This is a genomic window from Millisia brevis NBRC 105863 (assembly GCF_001552615.1).
In the GTDB taxonomy this organism is placed as follows: Bacteria; Actinomycetota; Actinomycetes; order Mycobacteriales; family Mycobacteriaceae; genus Millisia; species Millisia brevis.
In genome coordinates, this window is sequence record NZ_BCRN01000005.1 from 225,324 (window position 1) to 250,334 (window position 25,011).

Annotated in this window: 19 protein-coding genes; 8 read left to right on the forward strand and 11 right to left on the reverse strand. The window is 69.4% G+C overall.

Annotated features, from left to right (window positions below; all coding sequences use genetic code 11):
• Window positions 1-26 precede the first annotated feature (26 nt).
• From MB1_RS09290 to MB1_RS09305, 4 genes are all read right to left on the reverse strand, one after another.
• Window positions 27-1,025: a glutamate ABC transporter substrate-binding protein gene (locus MB1_RS09290; protein ID WP_066906016.1), complete on the reverse strand. Its 999-nt coding sequence runs from the start codon at window positions 1,023-1,025 to the stop codon at window positions 27-29.
• Entirely contained in the window at window positions 1,022-2,335 is a 1,314-nt protein-coding gene (locus tag MB1_RS26015) for a GlnX family signal transduction membrane protein (protein ID WP_066906018.1), read from the reverse strand. The genes MB1_RS09290 and MB1_RS26015 overlap by 4 nt, the downstream gene beginning before the upstream one ends.
• A gap of 33 nt (window positions 2,336-2,368) precedes the next feature.
• Window positions 2,369-3,325 (reverse strand): hypothetical protein, encoded by a 957-nt coding sequence (locus MB1_RS09300; protein ID WP_157083980.1) that lies wholly within the window; start codon window positions 3,323-3,325, stop codon window positions 2,369-2,371.
• A 133-nt stretch (window positions 3,326-3,458) separates the two neighbouring features.
• Entirely contained in the window at window positions 3,459-5,453 is a 1,995-nt protein-coding gene (locus MB1_RS09305; protein ID WP_066906022.1) for a PTS mannitol transporter subunit IICBA, read from the reverse strand.
• 230 nt (window positions 5,454-5,683) lie between these two features.
• Between MB1_RS09305 and MB1_RS09310 the strand changes: the two genes are divergently transcribed.
• The 4 genes from MB1_RS09310 to MB1_RS09325 all read left to right on the forward strand — a co-directional run bounded on the left by MB1_RS09310 (window position 5,684) and on the right by MB1_RS09325 (window position 9,946).
• Window positions 5,684-6,742 (forward strand): zinc-dependent dehydrogenase, encoded by a 1,059-nt coding sequence (locus MB1_RS09310; RefSeq protein WP_066906024.1) that lies wholly within the window; start codon window positions 5,684-5,686, stop codon window positions 6,740-6,742.
• Between the two features lie 432 nt (window positions 6,743-7,174).
• A complete protein-coding gene (locus MB1_RS09315) occupies window positions 7,175-8,605 on the forward strand; it encodes an APC family permease (RefSeq protein ID WP_066906026.1) in 1,431 nt (476 codons plus the stop codon).
• A 26-nt stretch (window positions 8,606-8,631) separates the two neighbouring features.
• Complete coding sequence (locus MB1_RS25005) at window positions 8,632-9,045, forward strand: nitroreductase family deazaflavin-dependent oxidoreductase (protein ID WP_281189950.1); 414 nt, start codon at window positions 8,632-8,634, stop codon at window positions 9,043-9,045.
• Window positions 9,046-9,157: 112 nt separating this feature from the next.
• A complete protein-coding gene (locus MB1_RS09325) occupies window positions 9,158-9,946 on the forward strand; it encodes a hypothetical protein (RefSeq protein WP_066906296.1) in 789 nt (262 codons plus the stop codon).
• A 76-nt stretch (window positions 9,947-10,022) separates the two neighbouring features.
• Here MB1_RS09325 and ptsP read toward each other — a convergent pair whose 3' ends face one another.
• Entirely contained in the window at window positions 10,023-11,726 is a 1,704-nt protein-coding gene (ptsP, locus tag MB1_RS09330; RefSeq protein ID WP_066906030.1) for a phosphoenolpyruvate--protein phosphotransferase, read from the reverse strand.
• Between the two features lie 94 nt (window positions 11,727-11,820).
• Window positions 11,821-14,205 carry an FdhF/YdeP family oxidoreductase gene (locus tag MB1_RS09335; protein WP_066906032.1) on the reverse strand — a complete coding sequence of 795 codons (2,385 nt, stop codon included), beginning with the start codon at window positions 14,203-14,205 and terminating at the stop codon, window positions 11,821-11,823.
• Between the two features lie 386 nt (window positions 14,206-14,591).
• On the opposite strand from MB1_RS09335, the gene MB1_RS09340 reads away from it, so the two are divergent.
• From MB1_RS09340 to MB1_RS09350, 3 genes are all read left to right on the forward strand, one after another.
• A complete protein-coding gene (locus MB1_RS09340; protein ID WP_066906034.1) occupies window positions 14,592-15,353 on the forward strand; it encodes a DeoR/GlpR family DNA-binding transcription regulator in 762 nt (253 codons plus the stop codon).
• The gene (locus MB1_RS09345; RefSeq protein WP_066906036.1) at window positions 15,350-16,309 is read left to right on the forward strand and encodes a 1-phosphofructokinase family hexose kinase; all 960 of its coding nucleotides are present in this window, start codon (window positions 15,350-15,352) and stop codon (window positions 16,307-16,309) included. Before MB1_RS09340 ends, MB1_RS09345 begins: the two co-directional genes overlap by 4 nt.
• Before the next feature lie 101 nt (window positions 16,310-16,410).
• A complete protein-coding gene (locus tag MB1_RS09350; RefSeq protein ID WP_066906038.1) occupies window positions 16,411-17,115 on the forward strand; it encodes a helix-turn-helix domain-containing protein in 705 nt (234 codons plus the stop codon).
• Between the two features lie 174 nt (window positions 17,116-17,289).
• Here MB1_RS09350 and MB1_RS09360 read toward each other — a convergent pair whose 3' ends face one another.
• Genes MB1_RS09360 through MB1_RS09375 form a run of 4 tightly spaced genes read right to left on the reverse strand, consistent with a single transcriptional unit; the run spans window position 17,290 to window position 22,453 of the window.
• Window positions 17,290-18,552: a Zn-dependent hydrolase gene (locus MB1_RS09360; protein ID WP_084351289.1), complete on the reverse strand. Its 1,263-nt coding sequence runs from the start codon at window positions 18,550-18,552 to the stop codon at window positions 17,290-17,292.
• Window positions 18,549-19,778, reverse strand: coding sequence for a pyridoxal-phosphate-dependent aminotransferase family protein (locus tag MB1_RS09365; RefSeq protein ID WP_066906042.1), 1,230 nt, complete (start codon window positions 19,776-19,778; stop codon window positions 18,549-18,551). Before MB1_RS09365 ends, MB1_RS09360 begins: the two co-directional genes overlap by 4 nt.
• A gap of 9 nt (window positions 19,779-19,787) precedes the next feature.
• Complete coding sequence (locus MB1_RS09370; RefSeq protein ID WP_218000216.1) at window positions 19,788-21,371, reverse strand: AtzH-like domain-containing protein; 1,584 nt, start codon at window positions 21,369-21,371, stop codon at window positions 19,788-19,790.
• Window positions 21,368-22,453: an acetamidase/formamidase family protein gene (locus tag MB1_RS09375; RefSeq protein ID WP_066906044.1), complete on the reverse strand. Its 1,086-nt coding sequence runs from the start codon at window positions 22,451-22,453 to the stop codon at window positions 21,368-21,370. Before MB1_RS09375 ends, MB1_RS09370 begins: the two co-directional genes overlap by 4 nt.
• Before the next feature lie 273 nt (window positions 22,454-22,726).
• On the opposite strand from MB1_RS09375, the gene MB1_RS09380 reads away from it, so the two are divergent.
• Entirely contained in the window at window positions 22,727-23,440 is a 714-nt protein-coding gene (locus MB1_RS09380; RefSeq protein WP_245650114.1) for a YoaK family protein, read from the forward strand.
• 46 nt (window positions 23,441-23,486) lie between these two features.
• Here MB1_RS09380 and allB read toward each other — a convergent pair whose 3' ends face one another.
• Window positions 23,487-24,911, reverse strand: coding sequence for an allantoinase AllB (gene allB, locus MB1_RS09385; protein WP_245650115.1), 1,425 nt, complete (start codon window positions 24,909-24,911; stop codon window positions 23,487-23,489).
• Window positions 24,912-25,011 lie beyond the last annotated feature (100 nt).

A 25,011-nucleotide genomic window follows, 5' to 3' on the forward strand; every position in this document is an offset into this window, starting at 1 on the left:
GCCCCATTGATCGCGCTGCGCGGCAATCAGTCCCGATAGGTCACCGCCGGTGGCAGCGGTACCGGCGACAGGTGATCGGCAAACCAGAACCGGTCGCTGGCGGCGAGCATGCCGTCGGCCCGTGCGGAGGCGAGGACGGCGTTGACGAAACGCACGAGATCCGTTGTCTGCTTGCTGATTCCGATCGCATAGTCGGTATTGTCCAGCGCCCGCCCCACCACCTCGGTCTGCGGATCCTGCGCCGCCATCCCGGCGAGGATCACGTCGTCGCTGGAGACCGCTTCGACGCGGCCGGCCAGCAATTCGACCACACAACCGGAGACACCGGGCCGGGTGATCACCTGCAGCCCCACCGGCAGATCGAGCAGGATCTGTTCGGTGGTCGATCCGGCGGAGGTGCACACCCGCTGCCCGGCGAGGTCCTCCACCTCCCGAATGCCGCTGCCGGTCGGCACCAACAGTCGTTGCGAAACTTGAAGATACGGAGCCGAGAACTCCACGGACCGCTGTCGCTCGCAGGTGACCGAGTAGCTGTTGATCACCATGTCGACGGTGGTGGATGCCGAGGCGCCGTCCGGTCCGCCGCCGAGCACCGCCTGCCGGTCGGCCACCGCGACGGCCACGAACCGCACCCGATCCGCCGTGCCGAAGAGCGCTTCGGAAACCCTTCGGGCGATGTCGATTTCGGCTCCTTCGAGGGTGCCGGTGGCGGGGTTGCGGAAGCCGAGCAGATAGTTGCCCTGTTCGACGCCCACCGTGACGTGCCCGCGGGCGACGATCGCGGCCATCGTCGATCCGGCGGGCATCACACCGGGTTCGGGCAGCGGGCCGTCGGGACGCAGGCTCGCCACGATGGTGTCGCAGGCCTCGGACACCCCGGCGCTGCCCTCGGCCATGGTCTGTCCGCTCGGCTCGGGGACGGCGATCTCCGGCCGAAAGATCGGCACCGCCAGGGCGATCGTCGCGAGCACGGCGGCGACGGCGACCAGTATCGCCGGGCGCCGGACGTTGACCCGCCCGCTCATCGGAACTCCCCGACGCGGCGGGCGACCGCCAGTCCGGCGGCCACCGCGGCGATCAGCGCCAATACCGTGGGGACCACCGCAAATCCGGTCAGCGAGCGCTGCGCCGCGGAGAGCTCGCCGACGAACTGGGCCCGTTGCTGTTCGGCGGCGTCGACCAGCAACGCGTCGACCCGTTCGAAGGCGGGCCCCGATCCGTTCGAGTCCACCCCGATCGACGAATCGACCGCGGCGCGGTAGTCGCCGCGGTCGTCGCGCGCCCGCAATTGGCGGTGCGCGGTATCCCATTGGATGATCGCCGCCCGCAGGTCGGCCACCTCGTCGTCCGGCATCTGCGTGGCCGCGGTATCCAGCAGTCCGCCGTCGTTGAGCACCCGGACCAGGCGCACACCGAAATCGGTATCGGAGGCGCTGCCGCTGCGCGCGACGAGCACGAGGCTCTCGATGCTGCGGGCCTGGGACAGTTCGGTGCGCATATCGTCGAGCGCGCCGATCGCGGTGCTGTGATCGCGAGCGCGATCGAGGTGCCCGGCCGATACGTAACCGGCGACCATCCACCACAGGACGGCCAGGCCCATCGCCGCCGCCCCGATCATCAGGGCCGGACTCAGCCGGCGGTTGGTCCGGCGCAGCTCCTGGCGCGCGACGTCACCCATCGCCAGCAGCACCGCGAGCCCGATCAACACCACCGCGAAGGGGAAGCCGCCACCGGCGACGAAGTCCTTCTCGAGGGCGACGGTCTGCAGGTCGCGGACCCGCTCGGCCGCCGGCAGCATCGTGTCGCGCATCAGCGACGAGGCGTTGTCCAGATAGGACTGTCCGAGCGGGAGCTCCTGCCGGTTGTAGGTGCGCGCCGAGTCCATCAGGGCGGTGTAGACCGGCAGGTTGGTCGCGATCACCGTCAACTGGTCGAGGGCCGGATCGCCGACCTCGAGCCGGGCCGACGCCGAGACGAGCACCCGCGAGATGCGCAGGATGTCGTCGTCGAAGCGGGCTCGCAGGTGTGCCGGTTCCTGACCTCCCGCCACAAAGGCGCTGGTCGCGGCGGCGTCGGCGCCGGCCAGGGAGCGGTAGAGGTCGGCGACGTCCGCGTCGAGGGCGGCCAGCCGGTCACCGGCGTCCGCCACCGCGGCGCTCCGAGTCGAACCCGACACCAGACCGACCAGCGCGAATACCAGGCAGCCGACCACCAACACCAGGCCGGTCAGGCGCAACCGATTCGGAGTCGCGGACCCCGACAGCATCGCGCGCAGCGGCGGGCGCCGATCCGCCGGCCGTTGGGTCTGCCCGGTTTGCGTCGTCGATGTGGTCATCGGCCCCCCGCCCACGGGATTGTTCCCCGGATCCTACGACGGCTGGGTGACCGGATATCGCAACACCGGAACCTCACCGGCGCGGACCGGTTTCACCGCCACCTCGCCATCGGCGAACGCGACCGACAGCCCGGGTGCGGCCGGAGCGGTGTCGAAGACGGCGACGGCGAACAGCGGATCGGCGCTCAGTTGCGGCGCGACCTGCGCCAGCGCGGCCAGCAGGGACTCGTCGTCGGCGTCGACGGGGTCGCCGCTGTCGTCGTCCCATACCCGGAACGGGCGATGTACCGGACGCGCCCCGGTATCGCGGCGCAGGGCGGGCACCAGGTAGACCTCGCTGCGGGCCGGCAGCAGTCCGTCGTCGGTCCGATCGACCACCAGCACCGCCGCCCGATCCGCGACCCGGGAGTTCGGCGCCTCGGTCCGATCGGCGACAACTCCGGTGTCGTGGACGCCGTCGACGATCACCGGTGCGTCCCGCATCGGGGCGTCGGCGGTCACCACCCGCACGTCACCGCTATTGCGCGGCGCGACGTAGGCACCGGACAAGGGGAGAAAGACGCCGAACGCCGCCTCGGAACCGAGCAGCACCGGATGCCAATCGGTGCCGTAACTCACCGACCCGGACTGCTCCACCCGCGCCTCGACGATCCGCACGACGTTGAGGTGGCCGCTGATCGTGTTCTCCAGGAAGACCACCGTCGGCCGTTCCTCGAGGCTCCCGGCGAACAACACGCAGGTCCGCTGCGCCACCGGCCGCGAACCGTCGAGGTTGCCGTTGCTCTCCGAATCGGACGGATCCGTCACGGCCGACCATGCGGTCTCGATGAGATCCGAGTCGTCGAGCGCATCGCCGAGGGAGTAGGCGAAGATGCCGCCGCACGGCTCGGGCTCGGAGGGGCCGGAGTCGATCAGCCGCATCCCACCGGCGCCGAGCAGCACGCCGACCACTCCCGCTGCCGCCGCGATCCCGATGCGCCCTTTTCGCATGGCGACCATCGTGCCGTATCGGCCGGCCGAATCCGTGCCTGTTGCCGTTATGGGGTGACGTGCCGGTTCGCGGCTCGCGAAGACACCGAGAGCCCGAGCGAACGTCGCTCGGGCTCTCGGATGTTCGGAGGTATCAGACGCTCACACCGTCGAGTACCTGCAGCACATCGTCGACGGAGTTGGCCTGCTCGAGTTCGCCGATCTTGGCCTTGTCGGCGAAGACCGTGGCGAGCTTGCGCAGCAGCACCAGATGGTCGTCGCCGGCCCCGGCGATACCGACCACAAATCGCGCCGGCTTGCCGTTCCAGTCGATCGGTTCGTCGTAGCGGATGAACGACATCGCCGAGTGGTCGATCGACCCCTTCGCCTCGTTGGTGCCGTGCGGGATCGCCAGGCCGTTGCCCATGAAGGTCGACACCGACGCCTCTCGTTCGTGCATCGCGTCGACATAGGATGGGGCGACCGCACCGGCCGCCACCAACAGCCGACCGGCCTCGGTGATCGCGTCGTCGCGCGTGCGCGCCGTGCCGTGCAGCGTGATCGAGTCGCGGGAGAGCACGTCCGAGGTCGCCGCCGCGTCGGCCGGCTCCTCGACAGGGGCCGCGCCATTGCCGTTGCCGTTGGCATGCCCGCCGCCACCGTTGGTGGTCTGCAACAGTTCGACGATCTCGTCGTACTTGGGGCTCGACATGAAGTTGTCGACGGAGACGTGCACGGCCGAACCGGTGGTGCGGGCCGCTCGATCGGCGAGATCGCGGTGGGTGACCACCAGGTCGTACGTATCGGTGAGGTTCGCGATCGCCTTGTTGACCACGGTCACGTCGCCGAAGCCCGCGTCCTTGATCTTCTTTCGCAACACCGACGCCCCCATCGCCGAGGAGCCCATGCCGGCATCGCAGGCGAAGACGATGTTGTGAATCTCCTTGCCGGGCGCGGCCTCTCCGGCCAGCGCGGAGGAGGCGATCGACTTCTTGCCCTTCATCCCCTCCATCTTCTCGGTGGCTGCGGCCAGATCGTCGTCACCACTGCTCTTGTCCGTCTTGAGCAGCAGGCTCGCCACCGCGAACGACACCGCCGTCGCACCGATGACCGACAGGATCACGCCGACGTAACTGTCGCTGGCGGTCTGCGCCAGGATCGCGATGATCGAACCGGGCGCCGCGGGAGCGCGAAGACCGGAATTGAACAGCACGTTGATGAACACACCGGTCATGCCGCCGGCGATCGCAGCCAGGATCAGCTTCGGCTTCATCAGCACATACGGGAAGTAGATCTCGTGGATGCCACCGAAGAAGTGGATGATCGCGGCGCCGGGGGCGGTCGCACGAGCGATCCCGGTGCCGAAGACGCTGTAGGCGAGCAGGATTCCCAGGCCGGGGCCGGGATTGGCCTCCAGCAGGAACATGATCGACTTGCCGTTCTGAGCCGCCTCGGAAATACCGAGCGGGGTCAGGACGCCGTGGTTGATCGCATTGTTGAGGAAGAAGACCTTGGCCGGCTCGATCAGGATCGATACCAACGGCAGCGCCCCGGTGGAGATCAGCCAGTTCACCGCGATCGACGCGCCGTCCATGATCGCGTTGACCACGCGGGCGACGACGAAGAAGCCGAACATCGCCACCACGAAGGCGGTGATGCCGGCGGAGAACATGTTGACCAACATCTCGAAGCCGGGGCGGATCTTGCCGTCCCACAGGGCGTCGAGCTTCTTCATCACCCAGGCGCCGAGCGGGCCGAGGATCATCGCTCCGATGAACATGTGGACCTGGCCGAGTTGCGCCTCGTCGGGGGCGAGGGTCGCGTTGAACTGATCGATCAGGTAGTCGGAGCCGGCGATCGCGCCCATGACCGAGAAGGCGCCGACCACGGCGCCGCGGTCGCCGTAGACCATGCGGCCACCGGTCGCGGCGATCAGGATCGGCAGCAGGTAATGGATGGTCGGGCCGACCAGGGTCGCGATGCCCGCATTCGGCGTCCAGCCTGCGGGGATGAAGAAGGCGGTGAGAATGCCCCAGGCGATCAACGCGGGGATATTCGGCATGATCATGTTGGACAGGAAGGTGCCGAACTTCTGCACCCGGACACGCATCCCGGCCGACTGCTCCGGCGGCGTTGCGGTGGTGACCATCTACAGTTCCTCTCGGATACAACTACGTGACGCGGGTCACTGTGTTGCGTCAGAGATTACGCTCAACCGGACACGTTGCCAAGCGTTCGGACACAGTTCCACGTGAGTACATGTGGCTTTTGTGGGACCGGTGGCGTAGTTTCGGAACCAAGATGTGGGACGGAAACCACACCTCCCACCCAGCTACCAGGGCGGCGACGGCGCCGCCTCGACGTGAAGCGGAGGCACCGATGAAGGCGCTGCGGTTCTACGCCCCGGAGGACGTTCGGCTCGAGGACGTCCCGGAGCCCGAGTGCGGACCCAACGAGATCAAGCTGCGGGTTCGCAACTGTTCCACCTGCGGAACCGACGTGAAGATCCTGCACAACGGCCACCAGAACCTCACCCCACCGCGGACGATCGGCCACGAGATCGCGGGCGAGATCGTCGAGGTCGGCGCGGATGTCAACGCCACCTACGGCTCCGACTGGAAGAACGGCGACCGGGTTCAGGTCATCGCCGCCGTCCCGTGCGGTGAGTGTTACGAGTGCAAGAAGGGCTGGATGGCGGTCTGCGAGAACCAGACCTCCGTCGGCTACCAGTACGACGGCGGCTTCGCCGAGTACATGATCGTCCCGCACCAGGTCCTCAAGGTCGACGGTCTCAACCGCATCCCGGACAACGTCGGCTTCGACGAGGCGTCCGCCGCCGAGCCGTTCGCCTGCGCGATCAACGCCCAGGAGCTGCTGGGTATCGAGGAGGGCGACACCGTCGTCGTCTTCGGCGCCGGCCCGATCGGCTGCATGCACATCCGCATCGCGCGCGGTGTGCACAAGGCCGGAAAGATCTTCCTGATCGACGTCAACGCCGAGCGGCTGAAGATGTCCGCCGACGCGGTGTCGCCCGACGAGGTCATCAACGGCGCCGAGGTCGACGTGGTCGAAAAGGTGCGCGAGCTGACCGGTGGGCGCGGCGCGGATGTCGTCATCACCGCCACCGCCGCCAACATCGCGCAGGAGCAGGCGATCGCGATGGCCGCCCGCAACGGCCGCATCTCCTTCTTCGGTGGGCTGCCCAAGACCAACCCCACCATCACCTGCGATTCCAACATCGTGCACTACCGCCAGCTGCACATCCACGGCGCCAACGGCTCGGCCCCCGAGCACAACAAGCGCGCGCTCGAGTACATCTCCACCGGTCAGGTGCCGGTGAAGGACCTGATCACCCGCCACATCCCGCTTTCGGACGTCCTCGACGCGTTCAAGATCGTCGAGAAGGGCGAAGCGATCAAGGTGACCGTCGAGCCCTGATCGGACTCCTCCGCAATACCGACCACGCCGACCGGCGGGTGGCACCGCCACCCGCCGGTCGGCGTTCGGCGTGTTTCCCGCTCCACGGCTTTATCCACAGGCACAGATGCCCGATCCCCGGGTGCCATCGCTCCCCGCGATCACAGCTTCACGCACGCTACCTGCGGAGATAGAACCAAACTCGGACCGAGACGTCCCGCACTCACCACGAACTACTCACAGGTTGTCCACACGCCCCCGGGCGCCCCGTGCAGCTGTCCACATGGACGGGGGTCGACCTCCAGATGGACGGGACATAACGCCCAACCACCCCATACGGGATGCGCCTCATCTCCACTCGCTCTAGATTGAGCGAGTTAAGACGAGGACGACCATCTCCGGGCGCCTGCCAGCAATGATCAGGACTCCCACCTCACAGATCGGGGGTTTGCGGTGAGCGATTCGCAACCGGCGCAATTGACGCGTGTCATGGGTAAGACCGACGTGATCGCACTCGCCTTCGGCGCCATGATCGGCTTCGGCTGGATCGTGCTGACGGGCGACTTCCTCAGCAGCGCGGGCACATTGGGGTCCGCTCTCGCTTTTGTTATCGGCGGCTTCATTATCATGCTCGTCGGTTTGACCTACGCGGAACTGGTCGCCGCCATGCCCCACGTCGGCGGTGAGCACAACTACGTGCTGCGCGCGATGGGCTCGTGGCCGGCGTTCTTCACCTCCTGGATGCTTGTGCTCGGCTACGTCAGCGTCGTCGCCTTCGAGGCGGTGGCCCTGCCGCACTCGATGTCCTTCCTGGTGCCCGACCTGATGACCGGTTACCTGTGGACCATCGCGGGCTACGACGTCTACGCCGTCTGGGTGGCGGTCGGCGTGCTCGGCTCGGTCCTGATCACCGTGCTCAACGTCATCGGCGTACGCCCCGCGGCGGTCTTCCAGACCATCGCGGTGGTCTTCCTGCTCGCCGTCGGCGCGACGATGATCTTCGGCTCCTTCGTGGGTGGCTCGCTGGAGAATATGGAGCCGCTGTTCACCGGCGGCATGGCCGGCCTGATCGCCGTGCTGGTGGCCACGCCGTTCCTGTTCGTTGGATTCGACGTCATCCCGCAGTCGGCCGAGGAGATCAACCTGCCCAAGAAGCGGATCGGCCAGTTGCTGATCGCCTCGGTAATCATGGCGGTCGTCTGGTACGTCATGGTGATGCTCACCGTCGGATCGTCGCTGCCGGCGGCCGAACTCGCCGCGTCGGATCTGGCAGCCGCCGACGGCGTCAGCGCCCTGTGGAATAGCGAGTTGATGGGCCAGATCCTGGTGATCGGTGGCATCGCCGGCATCCTGACCTCGTGGAACGGCTTCATGGTGGGAGCGAGCCGCCTGGTCTTCGCGATGGCCCGCTCCGGAATGCTGCCCGCCTGGTTCGGTCGCCTGCACCCGAAGTTCCGCACGCCCGCCAATGCGGTGGTGTTCATCGGCGGCCTGTCGGTGCTCGCCCCGTTCTTCGGACGGCCCGCGCTGGTGTGGTTCGTCGATGCGGGCGGCCTGTCGATCATCACGGCCTTCCTGATGGTGTCGCTGACCTTCCTGGTGCTGCGCAAGCGCGAGCCGAATATGGAGCGGCCGTTCCGCACTCCGGCGGGCCCGCTCGTCGGCGGCGCCGCGGTGGTCTTGTCCGCCGGCCTGGGTCTGCTCTACCTGCCCGGCATGCCGGCCGCCCTGGTGTGGCCCGCGGAATGGCTGATCGTCGGCACCTGGGTCCTCCTCGGCATCATCTTCATGGTGCGCATCCCTCGCATCTCCTACGGCCCGAATGCCGAGCACGAACTGATGGTCGCGGCCGGCAAGAATCCCGACGAGTTGCTGACCTCCTGATCCGCCCGCCCCGATCGGGGGCGACCATCCCACCGCTCGGGCGTTGCGGCGGGCTCAGCCCGGTGGGACCGACGCGTGTGTTGACCGTGCCGGGACGGCGTACCGGGGAACCGCGATCCACCCCCGTCACGCCGATCACCGTCGACGGCGCCAGGTACGTGATCGCCGCCCTTCCGAACGCCGACTGGGCCCGCAACATCCGGGCCGCCGGTCACGGCGAACTCGCGCAGGGCCGACGGCGGGTCGCTTACACGATCCGCGAGGTGGCCGACCTCGACGTATGCCGATCGGTGTTGCGCGCCTTCCCCGTTCAAGCGCGCGGCGGGGTGCCGTTCTACGTGCGGCTCGGATTGGTCGACGGCCCCGACCCAGACCAGTTCGCCGCCGTCGCCGACAAGGTCGCGGTCTTCGAACTCATCGATCCCCGCCGGCCCGCCTGAGCGCGAAGCGGCGGGCGGCGTCGGCGAGGCCACGACAAGGGGATGCGCCGGAACCTCCGATAATGCGTCGGGACAAGCGGTGCTCCCGCGCGATCCGGCTACGATCTGGACGATGACGTGGCTGACCCACTGGTGGGACACCGAGGTGGTGCACGGGTTCAAAGGCCCACTGCTGCTGGCGTTCGTGGCCTTTGTAATCACCTTCGTGACCACCCGCACGATCACCCGATTGATTCGCGCGGGCAAGGGCCCCTTCCACAACCTGAGCGCCGGCGGTACGCATCTGCACCACTCGACGCCGGGGACGATCCTGCTCGTCGCCGGGGCCTTCGGATCGGTCGGCGCGGACGGGCGGGTGCCGTGGACTTATATCGCGGCGGCCGGCGTGGGCATCGGCGCGTCGCTGGTGCTCGACGAGTTCGCGATGATCTTCCACCTGGAGAACGTCTACTGGTCGCAGGAGGGGCAGCTCTCGGTCAACGTGGTGACCTTGTCGGCGGCCTGTGTGGGCCTTCCGCTGGTGGGGATTTCGCCGGTCAGCAGCGCGGGAATCAACAGCACCGCCTTGTGGATTCGTGGCGGTTTGACCGTCGCGCTCGCCATCCATCTGCTGCTGGTGGCGACGACCGCTCTGAAGGGGAAGTACCCGGCCGCGTTGATCAGCCTGTTCGTGTTCCCGATGGCGTGGATCACCGCCGTGCGGATGGCGCGCCCGCATTCGCCGTGGGCGCGGTGGTTCTACTCCGAGCGCCGCGACCAGGAGGCGGCCAAGCGGGCCGCGCGCTTCGACAAGCGCTGGGGTCCGGTGCGGCAGCGCTGGGACGATTTCATCGGCGGCTCACCGTCCCAACCGAACCCGGCCGCATCGTCCACCCCGACGAGCTCGACCCCCACTTCGTAGCACCCGCAGCTCACCGGCCGGCCGGTTGATTCGTTCCCGACCGGCCGGGAGGTCTGCGGACCCCCGCGTGACGGGGTCAGTCGATGAGCACGGCCCGCGCGGCTTCGCGCGCATTGGCCGGGCTGATCATGTCGACGGTCACCTCGGCCGCCTTCACACACTGGTCGAAGGTTACCCGCGACAGCTGCGCACCGACGGCCTTGACCGAGGCGGCGGCCATCGACAGCGACGTGATGCCCATGCCGACCAGCACGCACGCCAGCAACGGATCGGCCGCGGCCTCACCGCAGACGCCGACCGGCTTGTCGGCGCGCTTGCCGGCGGCGGCGGTCATCGCGACCAACTGCAGGACGGCGGGCTGCCACGGGTCGGTCAGGTGCGCCAGATCGGTGGCCATCCGATCGGCGGCCATCGTGTACTGGGTCAGGTCATTGGTGCCGATCGACAGGAAGTCGACCTGCTCGACGATGCGGTCGGCCAGCAGTGCGGCGCTGGGGATCTCGATCATCACACCGGCCTTCAGGCCGCGGTCGTGCGCCTTCTTGGCGAAGTCGCGCGCCTCGTCCGGGGTGGCGATCATCGGGGCCATCACCCACGGTTGGATGCCGACCCGCTCGCCGGCGATCTTCAGCGCGTCGAGCTGATGGTCGAGCAGGCCGGGCTTGTCGTAGGTCAGCCGGTAGCCGCGGACGCCGAGCGCCGGGTTCTCCTCGCCCTCGATGGTGGCGTAGGCGATCGGCTTGTCCGAGCCGGCGTCGAGGGTGCGGGTGACCACGTGGAAGGCGCCCGCCTCCACGAACGGTCGCAGCACCCCCTCGTAGAGGTCGGCCTGCTCGGCGACGCTGGGCTCCTCGGTGCTCTTGAGGAAGGCCAACTCGGTGCGGAAGAGCCCGACTCCCTCGACCGGGGTCTTGGCGGCCTTCTCCGCCGAGGCGGGGTCGGCGACATTGGCCAGCAGCTTGACCGGGGCGCCGTCGGCGGTGGTCGCCGGGCCGGTCCACTTCTCCTGGGCTTCGCGCTCGGCGATCGAGGCGGCGACCTTGCGCTCGGCATCCTGCGGCTCGGCTGCCGGATCGATGATCCCCGCCGCGCCGTCGACCAGGACCCGTTGTCCGGCGGGCAATCCCAGCGCGCCGGCGACACCGACGATGCAGGGGATCGCGAGCTGTCGGGCGATGATGGCGGTGTGGCTGGTCGCGCCGCCCTTCTCCATCACCAGCGCAGCGACCAGCTCGGGCCGCAGGCCTGCGGAGTCCGCGGGGGCGAGGTCTTCGGCCACCAGCACCGACGGCACCTCGGGCACCGGGATGCCCGGCTCGGAGACCCCGATCAGGTGGGCGATGATCCGCTTGCGAATGTCGTGCAGGTCGGTGACCCGCTCGGCCATCAGGCCGCCCATCTTGGCGAACATCTCCGCGAAGTGCCCGACGGCGGCGTCGATCGCCTCGAGCAGCGAGTGCCCGTCCGCGATGTTCTTGCGCACCATGGTGCGCAGGCCGCGGTCGCGGGTGAGCTTGCCGCTGGCGGCCAGCACCTCGGCGGCGGAGCCGTGGGCGGCCTCGGATCGGGCCAGGAAGCCGGCCGCGACCTTGTCGACGGCGGCGTCGTAGGCGGCGATCGCGTCGTCGCCCTCGGGCTGCGGACCCGCGGCGAAGGCCGCGACGGCGGCGGGATCGAGATCGGTGCGGACCACCTGGACGGGCCCGTAGACGACCCCGGCAACAACCGGTGTGCCGCGTAACAAGCCGGTGGCGGACTGCGGCGCGTTATCGGTGACCATAGTCACAAGTTTGCGCCTTTCACCCCGGTCAAGTCAACACATTCGGGCACAAATCAACTAGAACCCAATGACTCGGATCACATGGCCTCCGGGGTCAGGCGGACTTCGCGATCGTCACCACCACATTCTTCATCAGCGGCTGGTCGCTCTGGGTGCTGTAGTCCGCCTTGCCGATCAGCACGTTCATCTCCGGCATGTACCCGGCCGCGCAGCCGGACGGGATGTTGTAGGCGAGGGCCACGTATTCGCGCAGTTCCCGAACACTCCCGTCGCGCGAGTAGGCGGTGATGTCGACACGGTCCCCCTCGACGAGGCCGCGGGTACGCATATCGTCGCCGTTCATGAACACCAGCGTGCGCAGGTTCTTCACCCCGCGGTAGCGGTCGTCGTCGGAGTAGATCGTGGTGTTCCACTGATCGTGCGAGCGCATCGTCTGCAGGGTGAGCCGGTCGGCGACCGGAACCACATCGGGTAGCGCCGCGTCCCGGAACCCCGCCTTGCCGGACGGCGTCAGGAAGATCAGTTCGCGTGCGGGCTGCTTGATGCGGAAGCCCGCCGGCAGGCGCACCCGACGGTTGAAGTCCTCGAAACCGAAGATGACCTTGGCCATCACGTCGCGGATGTGGTCGTAGTCCGCGACGAACCAGTCCCACGGGGTCGAGCTGTCGGGCAGGGCGGCGCGGGCGATGCCGGCGATGATCGCCGGTTCGGAGAGCAGATGCGGCGAGGCGGGGCGGCGCTTGCCGACCGACAGGTGCACCATGCTCATCGCGTCCTCGACCGAGACCGATTGTGGCCCGGCGACCTGCATGTCCTTCTCGGTGCGCCCCAGGCAGGGCAGGATGACCGCGGCCCGGCCGTGCACCAGGTGGCTGCGGTTGAGCTTGGTCGACACCTGGACGGTCAGGTCACATTTGCGCAGGCCGGCGTGGGTATACGCGGTATCCGGGGCGGCCATGGCGAAGTTGCCGCCCATCCCGACGAAGACCCGCATGTCGCCGCTGTGCATCGCGGCGATCGTGCCGACGGTGTCGAGGCCGTTCTCGCGCGGCGGGTCGATCCCGCAGACCTCGCCGAGGCGGTCGAGGAACTCCGGCTTGGGACGGTGATCGATACCGCAGGTCCGATTGCCCTGCACATTGCTGTGCCCGCGCACCGGCGACGGGCCGGCGCCCTCGCGTCCGAGGTTGCCGCGCAGCAGCAGCACGTTGACGAATTCGCGGACGGTGTCGACGCCGTGTTCGTGCTGGGTCACGCCCAGACACCAGCTGATCAGCGAGCGGTCGGCGGCACAGTAGATGTCGGCGACCCGGATGATCTGGGCCTTGTTCAGCCCGCTCTGCCGTTCCAGTTCGGTCCACGAGGTGTTCTCGCAGAGCGCCCGGTACGAGTCGAACCCGTCGGTATAGCGGTCGACAAATTCCTTGTCGATCACCCGCGGGTCGGTCGCGTACTGCTCGAAGAGCGACTTCGCGACGCCGCGGAAGAGGGCCATATCGCCGCCGGGCCGCACCTGGAGGTTCAGCGTGCTGGTCGGGGTCGACTGGAAGGTCGCCATCGCCAGGATCTCGTGCGGGATGATCGTGCGCGTCGCACCCGCCTCGACCAGCGGGTTGATGTGCACGACCTGCGCCCCGCGCCGGTAGGCCTCCGCCAGGGAGGTCAGCATGCGCGGCGCGTTCGAGGCCGCGTTGACGCCGATGACGAAGAGCGCATCCGCGTGTTCCCAGTCCGACAGGTCGGCGGTGCCCTTGCCGGTGCCGAGAGCGGCCTGCAGCGCGCGGCCGGACGCCTCGTGGCACATATTGGAGCAGTCGGGCAGGTTGTTGGTCCCCAGCTCACGGGCGAGCAGCTGGTAGAGGAATGTCGCCTCGTTGCTCAGCCGACCGGAGGTGTAGTACGCGGCCTGGTTGGGGTTGTCCAACTCGCGCAGGTGCTTGCCGACCAGCTCGAAGGCGGCGTCCCAGGAGATCGGCTCGTAGTGGTCGGTCTCGGCGTCGTAGACCATCGGCTCGGTCAGCCGTCCGACATCCTCGAGCTGGAAGTCGGTCCACTCCTCGAGTTCGGAGACGGTATGCGCCGCGAAGAACTCCCGGCCGGCGCGCTTGCTCGTCATCTCCCAACTGACGTGCTTGATGCCGTTCTCGCAGATGTCGAGTTTGAGACCGGGGGTATCGGGCCAGGCGCAGCCGGGGCAGTCGAAGCCGCCGTCCTCCTGGTTCATCGTCAGCGTGGCGCGCGCTCCGCGCAGCACCTCGCGCTCGGTGATCAGGACCTTTGCCACCGACATCGCCGCGCCCCAGCCGGCGGCCGGGTGGTGGTAGTTGCGCTGCTTCCAGGCGGCGTCGGTCGGCTTGCCGTAACCGCCGTCGTTGAGCGAGACGGTCGTATCGATCGGACCTCGGGCCGGTGGCGGCGCTCCGTCGATATCGGCGCCGCCGGTTCGCGTGTCGTCGGTGTCGTGCCTGTTCTCGGTCATGACCCCCCCGGGTGCCGGAATACCCCGATGGGCTGCGGGGCATTCGGTGTGATTCGAAAGCTGGGGCGTGATGCGAAACCTGGATATGGCGAGCTCGGGGTGCGAGAGTGCGAGGGTTCGCCCCCGAAGTTCGACCATCCGAGCGTACGACCGGCGGATCGCCCCGTCGACCCTTCGAGGGCACCGACACGAGCGGTGTCGGCCGGAACAAACGATCGTGTGGAGCCCTACAATTTCGGACAACAGCCGCCGCCACGCGCGAGTGAGCCCGATCACATTTTGATCGCCTCGATATCTTGACAACCCAACAGATTCGGGCGTAAAACAAATGAAAACCAACAATTGTTGTCCCGTATCTCTTGTCCCTGCGTGTCGGAGGTGTCCGCGTGTACGCCGAAGAACGCCAGCAGGCCATCGCCGACCTGCTGCGCAGTAGCGGACGGGTATCCGTCACGGAGCTCGCCGCGCTCTACGAGGTGACCACGGAGACCGTCCGACGCGACCTGTCCGCCCTCGAACGGGTGGGGATGGCCCGGCGGGTCCACGGGGGTGCGGTGCCGGTGTCCTCGGTGATCGAACGGCGCCTCAGCGAGCGCGACGAGTCGAATCCCGAGGAGAAGGAACGGATCGGGAAGGCCGCCGGCGCGCTGGTTCCGCCGTTGGACGCGACGATCATTCTCGACGCCGGCAGCACCGTCGGTCGACTCGCCGGGCACCTGCCCCGCGATCGCCGGCTGGTCGTGTTCACCCATTCCTTCCCCGTCGCGACGCGACTGCTGACCCAGTCCAACGTCGAATTGCACCTGCTGCCCGGCAGGTTGCGCGCCACCACCCAGGCCGCGGTGGGCACCGACACCGTCGAGTACCTGCGCAGACTGCACGCCGACGTCGCCTACGTCGGCACGAACGGTCTGTCCTTCGACCGCGGATTGTCCACCCCGGACACCGACGAGGCCGCCACCAAACGCGCGATCGTCGCAGCCGCGGCCCGCGTGGTTCTGACCGCCGACGCCGACAAGATCGGACAGGAGCACACCGTGCAATTCGCCGAGCTCGAGCAGATCGACACCGTGGTCACCGACGACCGCATCAGCGATCGGGTCGTCCAGCGACTCGAACGCTGCGGCATCGAGGTCGTGGTCGCATGATCATCACGGTCACCCCGAATCCGAGCATCGACCGCACCGCCGTGCTCGACACCCCGCTCGTGCGCGGCGCGGTCCACCGGATCGCCTCGATCGGCACCCAGGCGGCGGGCAAGGGCGTCAACATCAGCCGCGCCGCCGTGGCTGCCGGCGTGGACACCGTCGCGGTCCTGCCGGCCGACGCGGACGACCCGTATACCCGCGAGTTGCGGGACGCCGGGCTGACCGTGCGCCCGGTGCACCCGGCCGGCTCCGTGCGCATCAACCTGTCGATCACCGAACCGGACGGCACCACCACCAAGCTCAACAGCCCCGGCGATACGGTCGCCGCGGCCGACCTCGACCGGCTGGCCGAGGCGATCGTCGCCGAGGCCGCGACGCGCACCGCCGAGGATTGGGTGGTCCTGGCCGGCTCGGTCCCGCCCGGGACCCCCGCCCAGTGGTACGCCGAACTGGTCGCCACCCTCGCGGCCACCCCGCCGCGGGTTGCCGTCGACACCAGCGACGCGCCCCTCGCCGCGCTGATCGAGCGATTGGCCATCGGCGCCCCGCACCTGATCAAGCCGAACAGCGACGAGCTCGCCTCGCTGACCGGCGGTGATCCGGAAGCGATCGAGGCCGATCCCGCGGCCGCCGCCAAGGCCGCCGCCGGACTGGTCGCCGACGGTATCGAAGCGGTGCTCGCGACCCTCGGCGCCAACGGCGCGGTGCTGGTGACCGCCGACGGCGCGTGGCGCGCGACGCCGCCGCCTATCGAGGTGGTCAGCACGGTCGGGGCGGGCGATTCGAGCCTCTTCGGCTACCTGCTCGGGCACGAGCGCGGGCTGCCGCCGGCCGAACGCCTCGCCCTCGCGGTCGCCTACGGCAGCGCGGCGGCGGGGCTGCCGGGCACCACGGTTCCGACACCGGACCAGGTCCGACCCGACCTCGTCCAGGTGCGGACGCTGTCGGAGGTCTGAACCCGCCGGCCCGAGGCAGCCGCCCCGAAGCAATGGGGTCCGAGGCGGCGGTCCGAAGCCGCCGGGGCGAATTCCGTACCGCTGACAGCTATCCTCGAGAGATGACCGACCCCCGCGCTGCGACGACCGTCGACGCGGACGACGATCCTTCCGCCGACGCGGTATCCGGCGACGCATCCGGTGACCGGGCCCGCATTCTGGGTTCACGCCTGCGGTCGCTGCGCGAGGCGAAGGGCATGTCGCTGCGGGGATTGGCCCGCCAACTGGGGATTTCGCCGAGCGCCGTCTCTCAGATCGAGCGTGGTCTGATCACCCCGTCGGTGATGCGGCTGATCGGCATGGTCGAAGCCCTGGGCGCGCCGCTGTGTGTCGTGCTCGACGACGAACCACTGCACGACAGCACCGCGGTCGGTTTCCACGCCGGCTTCTCGGTGCGGCGAGCCCCCGGCGCGCCGGTCGACCTGACCGGTGGGGTGACCTACCGCCGACTGTCACCGCCGTTGCCCGGCACCGATTTCTTCGAGTCGATCTATCCGCCGGGCTCGTCGTCGGGACCCCCGGACGAATACCTCGAGCACGCCGGAATCGACGCCGGCACCGTCACCGCCGGGCGCGTGATCGTCGAATCCCCGCGCGAGCGCGTCGAGTTGCAGACGGGCGATTCGATCGCCTTCGACGCGTCGACCCCGCACCGCATCACCAATCCGGACGACGACAAGCCCGCGATTCTCACCTGGTTGACGCTGCACGCGCCGAACCATCGACACAACCGCCTCGACGGACACGGGGAACAGCAGGCTAACTGAACGGATTCTGAAAGTCGGAGAGCCCGCGCCACAATCCGGCGATACCCCGACCGAGCCAGGATCCGATCACACCGACGCCGTGGAACGCCGACTCCGAGCCCGATCGGACGAACTCTCCGACCGCTCGCCACGCTTCCCGGCCGCGGCCACCGCCCGCCGTCAAACCGCCCTCCGTCACGCCAGGGACTGTACGGCGTGGGCGAGCGCCGCGATGCCGGCGCCGAGGTCGTCCGGGGAGACGTACTCGGCCGGATGATGGCTGATGCCATCGGGATTGCGCATGAAGATCATGCCGACCTCGGTGATCGCGTCGATCGCCATCGCGTCGTGACCGGCCGGGCTGAACAACTCCGGCGGCGTCTCGTCCTGGACGTCGGCGATGCCGGCGCGCACCGCCTCCTTCAACCGGTCCGCGCAGTACACCGCGGGCGCCTCGTGCAACTGTTTCATCGTCGCGCGCAGACCGCGGCGATCGGCGACCTCGGTGACCAGTTCGCGGAACTGTTCGATGATGTCGTCACGCTGATGGTCGTGATGGGCGCGCAGGTCGACGCTGAAGACCGCGCGACCCGGAATCACGTTCACCGCACCGGGTTCGACCTCCATGCGGCCGACGGTACCGATGACCGAGTGCTCGATGCTGAAGCGTTCCACCGCCAGGACCGCCTCGGCGGCGCCCAGCAGCGCGTCGTGCCGCTCGTCGAACGGGGTACCACCGGAATGCCGTGGCTCACCGATGATTTCGATCTCGAAGCGGCGGGCCGAGGCGATCGACGAGACCACGCCGAGGGGGATACGGGCCCGGTCGAGGCTCGGCCCCTGCTCGATGTGCACCTCGAGGTAGCCGACGACGTTCTTCGCCGCATAGGACGCATCACCGACGCGCTCGGGGTCGAGACCGAATTCGGCGAACGCCCGGTCGAGGCTGATCCCGTTCTCGTCCTCGAGGCCCCACCAGCGGTCGTCCCAGGTCCCGGCGACCGCGCGGCTGCCGAGCAGAGCGGTGCCGAAGCGGGTGCCCTCCTCGTCGCCGAAGCCGATCACCTCGACGTCGAAGGGGAAGTTCGCCGCCCATTCGCCACCGGCGACCTCGATGCCGGCCATCACCCCGGCGATGCCGTCGAAGCGGCCGGCGTCCGGCACGGTGTCCAGGTGCGAGCCGATCAGCAGCCGGGGGCGGCGACTGTCGCGTTGTCCGGTGGAGCCGTGCACATTTCCCGCTTCGTCGAGCCAGGTGTGCAGGCCGGATTCCTTCATCCAGCGCGCGGTCAGGTCGTTGGCGGCGCGGTGTTCGGGGGTCAGGTAGAAGCGGTCGATCTGGCCGGGGACGGCGGTCAGCCCGGCGAGGCGGGCGCAACGGTCCCAGGCGCGGCGGCCGCGCCGCTCACCGGGCTCGCGTCGATTGCGTCGTTCCCCCTGCTGCTGTGACGTGGTCATGCCCGCTCCTGATAGATCGCGAACGCGGCGTCGACCCCGGCGCCGGGATCGAGCTTGCGGAAGCCGCCGATGCGCAGCACCTGCTCGAGCGCGGCCAGGGTCTGCAGCACCGCGTCGCGGCGAGCGTTGACGCCCATGGTGCCGACGCGCCAGACCCGCCCGGCCAGCGGGCCGAAGGAGGTGCCGATCTCGATCCCGAAGTCGGCGAGCATCGAGGCGCGGATCGCTTCGCCCTCAACCTCTTCGGGGATCTCGACGGCGACGACGTTGGCCATCTTGTGTTCCTGGTCGCCGTAGAGCGGCAGCCCCATCGCCGCGAGGCCGGCGGCCATCGCATCACCGGCGGTCTTGTGCCGGTCGATGACGTTCTGCCGCCCCTCCTCGAGGATCACCCGGGCGCATTCGCGGGCGGCGTAGAGCATCGAGGTGGCCTCGGTGTGGTGGTTGAGCCGCTTCGGGCCCCAGTAGTCCATGATCATGCCGAGGTCGAAGTAGTTCGACGCGATCCGCCGGGTCGACTCGGTGTCGCCGTCCCCGCGCAGCCCCGCCTCGATACTGCGCCGACCGTTGATGACGTCGACAGCCTTGTCCGACAGGCTGATCGGTGCCGATCCGGGCGGGCCGGAGAGACACTTCTGCAGACCGGCGGTCGCGACGTCGATGCCCCAGGCGTCCATGTCGAAGGGGTTTCCGCCGAGGGTCGCGGTGGCGTCGACGTAGAAGAGCGCACCGTTGGCGGCGGCGATCTCGCCGAGTTCGGCGAGCGGCTGGGCGATCGTGGTGGCGGTATCGCCGTGCACGCTGGCGAGCACCTTGGGCTTGACGGTCTCGACGACCTCACGAATCTTGCTCGCGGGCACCGCCGTTCCCCATTCGGCGTCGACGGCGTGGACCTCGGCCCCGCAGCGCCCGGCGATCTCGACCAGCAGGTGGCCGAACCGTCCGAAGACCGGAACGACCACACTGTCGCCCGGCTCGATCAACGATACGAGAGCCGCCTCGATGCCGGCGCGGGACGTTCCGTCGACCAGCATCGTCCACTCGTTGTCGGTGGCGAAGACGTCGCGGTAGAGACCCATGGTCTCGGTCATCGTGTCGGTCATCCACGGGTCGTACTGGCCGACAAGAGGTGTGGCCAGGGCGCGCAGGACCCGGGGGTCGGCGTTGACCGGGCCGGGGCCCATCAGCAGTCGGGCCGGTGGATCGACGGGGAGGATCGGGGTCATGGTGCTCCTTTACCGGTCGGACTGTGGGTGCGCGGCACCCGGGGCGGTGACGGCCTTGGCCGCGGTGGGCGCCCAGGAGGCGGCGAGATCGATCAGCGTCAGGTCGTCGTCGACCGCTCCGATCACCCCGAGCCCGACGGGCAGACCGTCGACCTCGAGTAGGGGCGCGCTGATCGCCGGCAGGCCGCCGACGCTCGCGATGGTGGTCAACGCCAGGGTCGACGTGCGGGTCTGCGGGCCGACATCCGCCGGTCGAGGCGCAGGTCCGGGGCAGCTCGGCAACACCAACGGCGCTCCGGCGGCCAGGTCGCGCAGCAGCGGCCGCAGCCGGTCGAGGTCGTTGCCCGCCACTTCGATCGCGGCGACGGAGAGGTCCTGCGCGGCGGCGAACCGTTCCGCGACATCCGCGCCCAGGGCGCCGGGGTGCTCGGCGATCCACTCGCCGTAGCGCTCCCACGCCTGACCGCCCTGGACGACCCGGAAGGTCTCCCGGATCAGGTCGGGGTCCGGGATCTCGACGGTGCGCACGTCGTCGAGCAGCCCGTCGGTGCGCAGGCTCTCGAGCAGGGCGTCGAAGGCGATGAGCGTACCCGGCTCCAGCAGGCGGGAAAGCCCGTCGGGGACCGCGACGACCCGCGGTAGCGGCCGGGCGGTCGGGTCCGGCAGATACGCCGCGGTGACCAGCCGCAGGATCTGGGGGGTGCGGGTGATCCAGCCGACGACGTCGAAGGCAGGGGCCAAGGGCACCAGCCCGCCGCGATCCACCGCGCCGAAGGTGGTGCGCAGGCCCCAGAGTCCCTGGTAGGAGGCGGGCACTCGAATGCTGCCCGCCGTGTCGGTCGCCAGGCCGATGTCCGCCTGACCGAGCCCGACCGCGGAGGCCGGGCCGCTGGACGAGCCACCGGGCAACCGACCGGGGGCAGCGGTGTTCGGCGGCGTTCCGTAGTGCGGATTGGTGCCGGCGATGCTGTACGCGAACTCGTCGGTGGCCGCGATCCCGACGATCGACGCACCGGCGGCGCGCAGCGTCTCCACGGCCGCCGCGTCGGTGAGCGCGGCGGGCGCCTCGGCGGCGACGGCGGGTACCCCGCAGCCGGTGGGGAAGCCGGTCACCGCGAACAGATCCTTGACCGCGACGGTCAGGCCGGCGAGGGGACCCTCGCCGGTGGGGCGCACCAGCGGGTCGCCCACCGACCGCCAGACCCGGGTGTCGAGCGCCTTGGGGCGAGGGGTGACGTGGGCGGCGGCGATGCGCCAGCGGTCGTCGTCGTACCGCCAGATCTGGGTCTGGTAGCCGCGTCCACCGCCGTCGAAGGCGGATTCGCTGACGATCAGGACCGTATCGTCGGACAGCCGACGCAACTCGACATGGGAGATCGTGCGGGTCGCGATACCGCCGCGGGCGCTGCGGAATCGGGCGATCTGCTCGGCGCCGACCAGGATGCCGGAGCCGTCGGCGCGGATGACGTCGGACCCGGATTCGAAGGCGTCGGCCAGCGCATCACCGTCGTCGGCCGCCAGGGCCGCCTCGTAGCCGTCGAAGGCCTCGCGCAGCCCGGCGGGCCAGATACCGCGTATCGCAGACTCTTTCACCGGCTCGCCTCGGGCCCGGCGAAGTCGGCGCGCGGGATGGCGGCGTGGGCGCCGCAGACCTGGTCGACGACCTGGGAAACGTTGACGTTGACCGCGGCGGACAGGTACGCGAGCGCCAGGTGCGGCTCCATGCCGTAACGGGCGCCGAGGAAGTCGATCGCCTCGCGCACGCACATGCGCACGGCGGCGTCGAGGTCCGGGTCCAGACCGGTGGGGACAAAGGCGTCCGCGGTCTCGACGAACGGGATCTTCCGATCGCCGTATTCGAGCAGGGCCTGCTCGCGCGGCACCACCTCGGCGCGCACGGTCACCCGCAGCGACGCCTCGAGCGCGGTGAGCGCGACCTCGCCGTCGCCCTGCGCGAAGTGCGGGTCGCCAACGTAGAAGTTCGCCCCGGGCACCTGCACGGGCAGCAGGATGCTGGCACCGGCGGTCAGCATGCGGATGTCGATATTGCCGCCGTGCGGGCCGGGCGGGACCGAGTGCAGCCGGCCCCCCTCGGCGGGGGTGACGCCGATGAGACCGAGGAAGGGGTTGATCGGGAAGCGGACCACCCGGTCGCCGCCCTCGACCAGCGGCATCGACGCCAGACCGTCCGCCTCGACCGGGGTGAAGACGCTGACGTTGTGGTCGCCGCGGGGGAACTCGCCGGGCAGCGCGCCGCGGCCGTGCCGATTGGACACCACACCGTAGGGCACCCGCGGCAGCGCCTCGACCAGCGTCAATCGCAGCAGGTCGCCGGGGCGGGCGCCCTCGACGGCGATCGGATGGGAGACGACGTGCGGGCCGTCGGCGTCCGTGCGGCCGACCTCGGCGGTGATGGCGACCGCGTCGTCGAGGATGTTCTCGCGCGCGACACCCTTGCTGCCGAAGTACTCGACCGGATTCGATCCCTGGTCGGGGAGCAGTCCCTCGTGGCTGACGGTGTCGATGGTGATCTCGGCGCCGTCGGCGATCGTGACGATCGGGGCGTCGTCGGCACCCGGGAGCCGGCCCCACAGGACGGCATCCGGCTCCGAGCGCAGGTAGTGGCTGCTCCGCAGGGGACCACTCTTCGGCTGGAGGATCGATGCTGTCGTCACGCTCTGCGGCCTTCCTGGGCAGGTCGTGACGACACGGGCGTCGCCACGACGGTGACCGCACGGCAATGCGCCGTTACGGTCGACGGTCCGGCGACGGTGCCGGGATGACGCGATACGCGGCCGCGCGCCGCGAAAGTTCCACAACGCGCCGCAGGGTGCACCTCAATGATCAACCCTACGATCATCCGAGGCGACCCACAGGCCAAGTGTTAAGTCATATATGTACAGTCTAGCAACGTTCGGGCGTTCGGGCGGCTCAGCGAAGGAGATCGGATGGCAGGGCTGATGGCTCGCGCGGCGGAATGGGAACGCGGCCGCGTCGAACTGACCATGATGTTGGCGTTGACGTTCACCACCGGCATCATCGACGCGATCGGCTTCCTCGGCCTCGATCGTGTCTTCACCGCCAACATGACCGGCAATGTCGTGATCATGGGCATGGGCCTGGTCGGCTCCACCGATCTGCCGGTTCTCGGGCCCGCGCTCGCCTTCGTCGGCTTCGTCCTCGGCGCGGGTATCGCCGCCGCGGTCCAGCGCAAGGCCCGCGCCGGTTGGAGCGGCATCACCACCACCGTGCTGACCATCTGCGCCCTGATCCCGCTGGCGATGGGCGTGCTCGCCGAGATCGAGGGCCACGTCGTGGCGCATACCCCGACCGCCCTGACGATCACCGGCATGCTCGGTCTGGCGATGGGCGCGCAGGCGGCGACCGCCCGCCGCATCGGCGTCAAGGACGTCACCACGGTCGTGATCACCTCGACGATCACCGGCATGGCCGCCGATTCGCGGCTCGCGGGCGGCAACGGCTCGGGTACCGGTCGGCGGGTCTGGGCGATCGCGTTGATGTTCCTCGGCGCCCTGGTCGGAGCGCTGCTGCTGCTGACCAGTCTGGGGATCGCCCTGCTGGTCGCGGGCGGGTTGATGCTGCTGGTCATCTGGGTCGGGCACGCGATCCGGCCGCGACGCGACGCCGAAGCCACCGCCTGACCCAGCCGCCACTTGATCCTGCCGACGAGACTCAGGCGGCGGGGACTCAGGCCGCCGGGGTGCGGACGACCGGGGTGATCAGCCGGCCGGGATGGGCCCCGGTGAACGGGTCGGCGCCGGCGGTGTCGTAGACGACCTCGCCGCGCACCATCGTGCGGTGCACCACCCCGTACAGATCCTCGCCGTTGTAAGCGGTCAGCGGGTTGCGGTGTTCGAGGCGTGCCGCGTCGACCCGGTGGACCTCGTCGGGCGCGAACTCGATGAGGTTGGCCAGCGCACCGGCGCGGATCTCGCCGACATCGACGACTCCGGCCAGGTCGGCCGGCCCGGTGGTGTGGCGCGGCAGCAGCGTTTCGAGGCTGATCCCCCGGCCGCGGGCGGCGGTCCAGGACGCGGAGAAGGCGAGCTGCAGCGAAGCGATGCCGCCCCAGGCCAGGCCGAAGTCCCCGTCGCCGCGGTCCTTGAGTTCACGGGTGCTCGGCGAATGGTCGGACACGATCGCCATGATGTCGCCGGAGACCACCGCCTCCCAGAGGTGGTCGCGGTCGTCGCCGCCGCGGATCGGCGGGCAGCACTTGAAGACGGTCGCCGAGTCCGGGATATCGGCCGGATCGAAGAACAGGTAGTGCGGGCAGGTTTCCGCGGTGATCCGCACCCCGTCGGCCCGGGCGGCACGGATCATGTCGACCGCGTCACCGCTGGAGACGTGCAGGACGTGGGCGCGAGCCCCGGTTCGCCGCGCCTCGGCGATCACCCGGGCGACCGCGGAGGTCTCCGCAACCGGGGGCCGTGAGTTCAGGAACGGCCGGTAGTGGTGGCCGAGGGGCCGATCACCGCCGGTGAGCAGCTCGGGGTCCTCGGCGTGCACGATCGCGAGCAGGTCGAGCCGCGCGCACTCGGTCATCATCGCGGCGAACTGGTCGGGGTCGAGGGCGGGGAATTCGTCGACACCCGACGGGGACAGGAACGACTTGACGCCGAAGACGCCGTTGTCGCGCAGGGCGTCGAGCTTGCCGAGGCTCGACGGGATCGCGCCGCCCCAGAAGCCGACATCGATCAGCGGAACCCCGACCGCCGCCCGCTTGAGCTCCAGGGCCTCCGGGGTGGTCGTCGGCGGGATGCTGTTGAGCGGCATGTCGACGATCGTGGTGACCCCGCCCGCGGCGGCGGCGCGCAGCGCGGTCGGGAAGCCTTCCCAGTCCGTGCGGCCGGGGTCGTTGACGTGTACATGCGAGTCGACCAGGCCGGGTAGGACCACCAGATCCGGGCCGACGACGTGCTCCGCAGTCCCGTCGCCGGGGGTGTCGACGGGCAGCACGCCGGCGATCCGATCGCCGCGCACCAGGATCGCCGCCGGGCCGATCCGACCGTCCACCAGGGCTCGACTCGCCCGGATCAACAGGCCGGCGCCGGGTGCGGTCGAAGCCGGTTCGGTGGACGCGGTGGGTGCACTATCGGCGCTGGTGGACACCGCACCACTATGGGGCACCGGCGGCGGCGATGCCGGCAGGAGCGGCATTTAACCGCGGTCTAACCCCGCGGAAACCGCCCGCGGACGGTTAACTCATAAC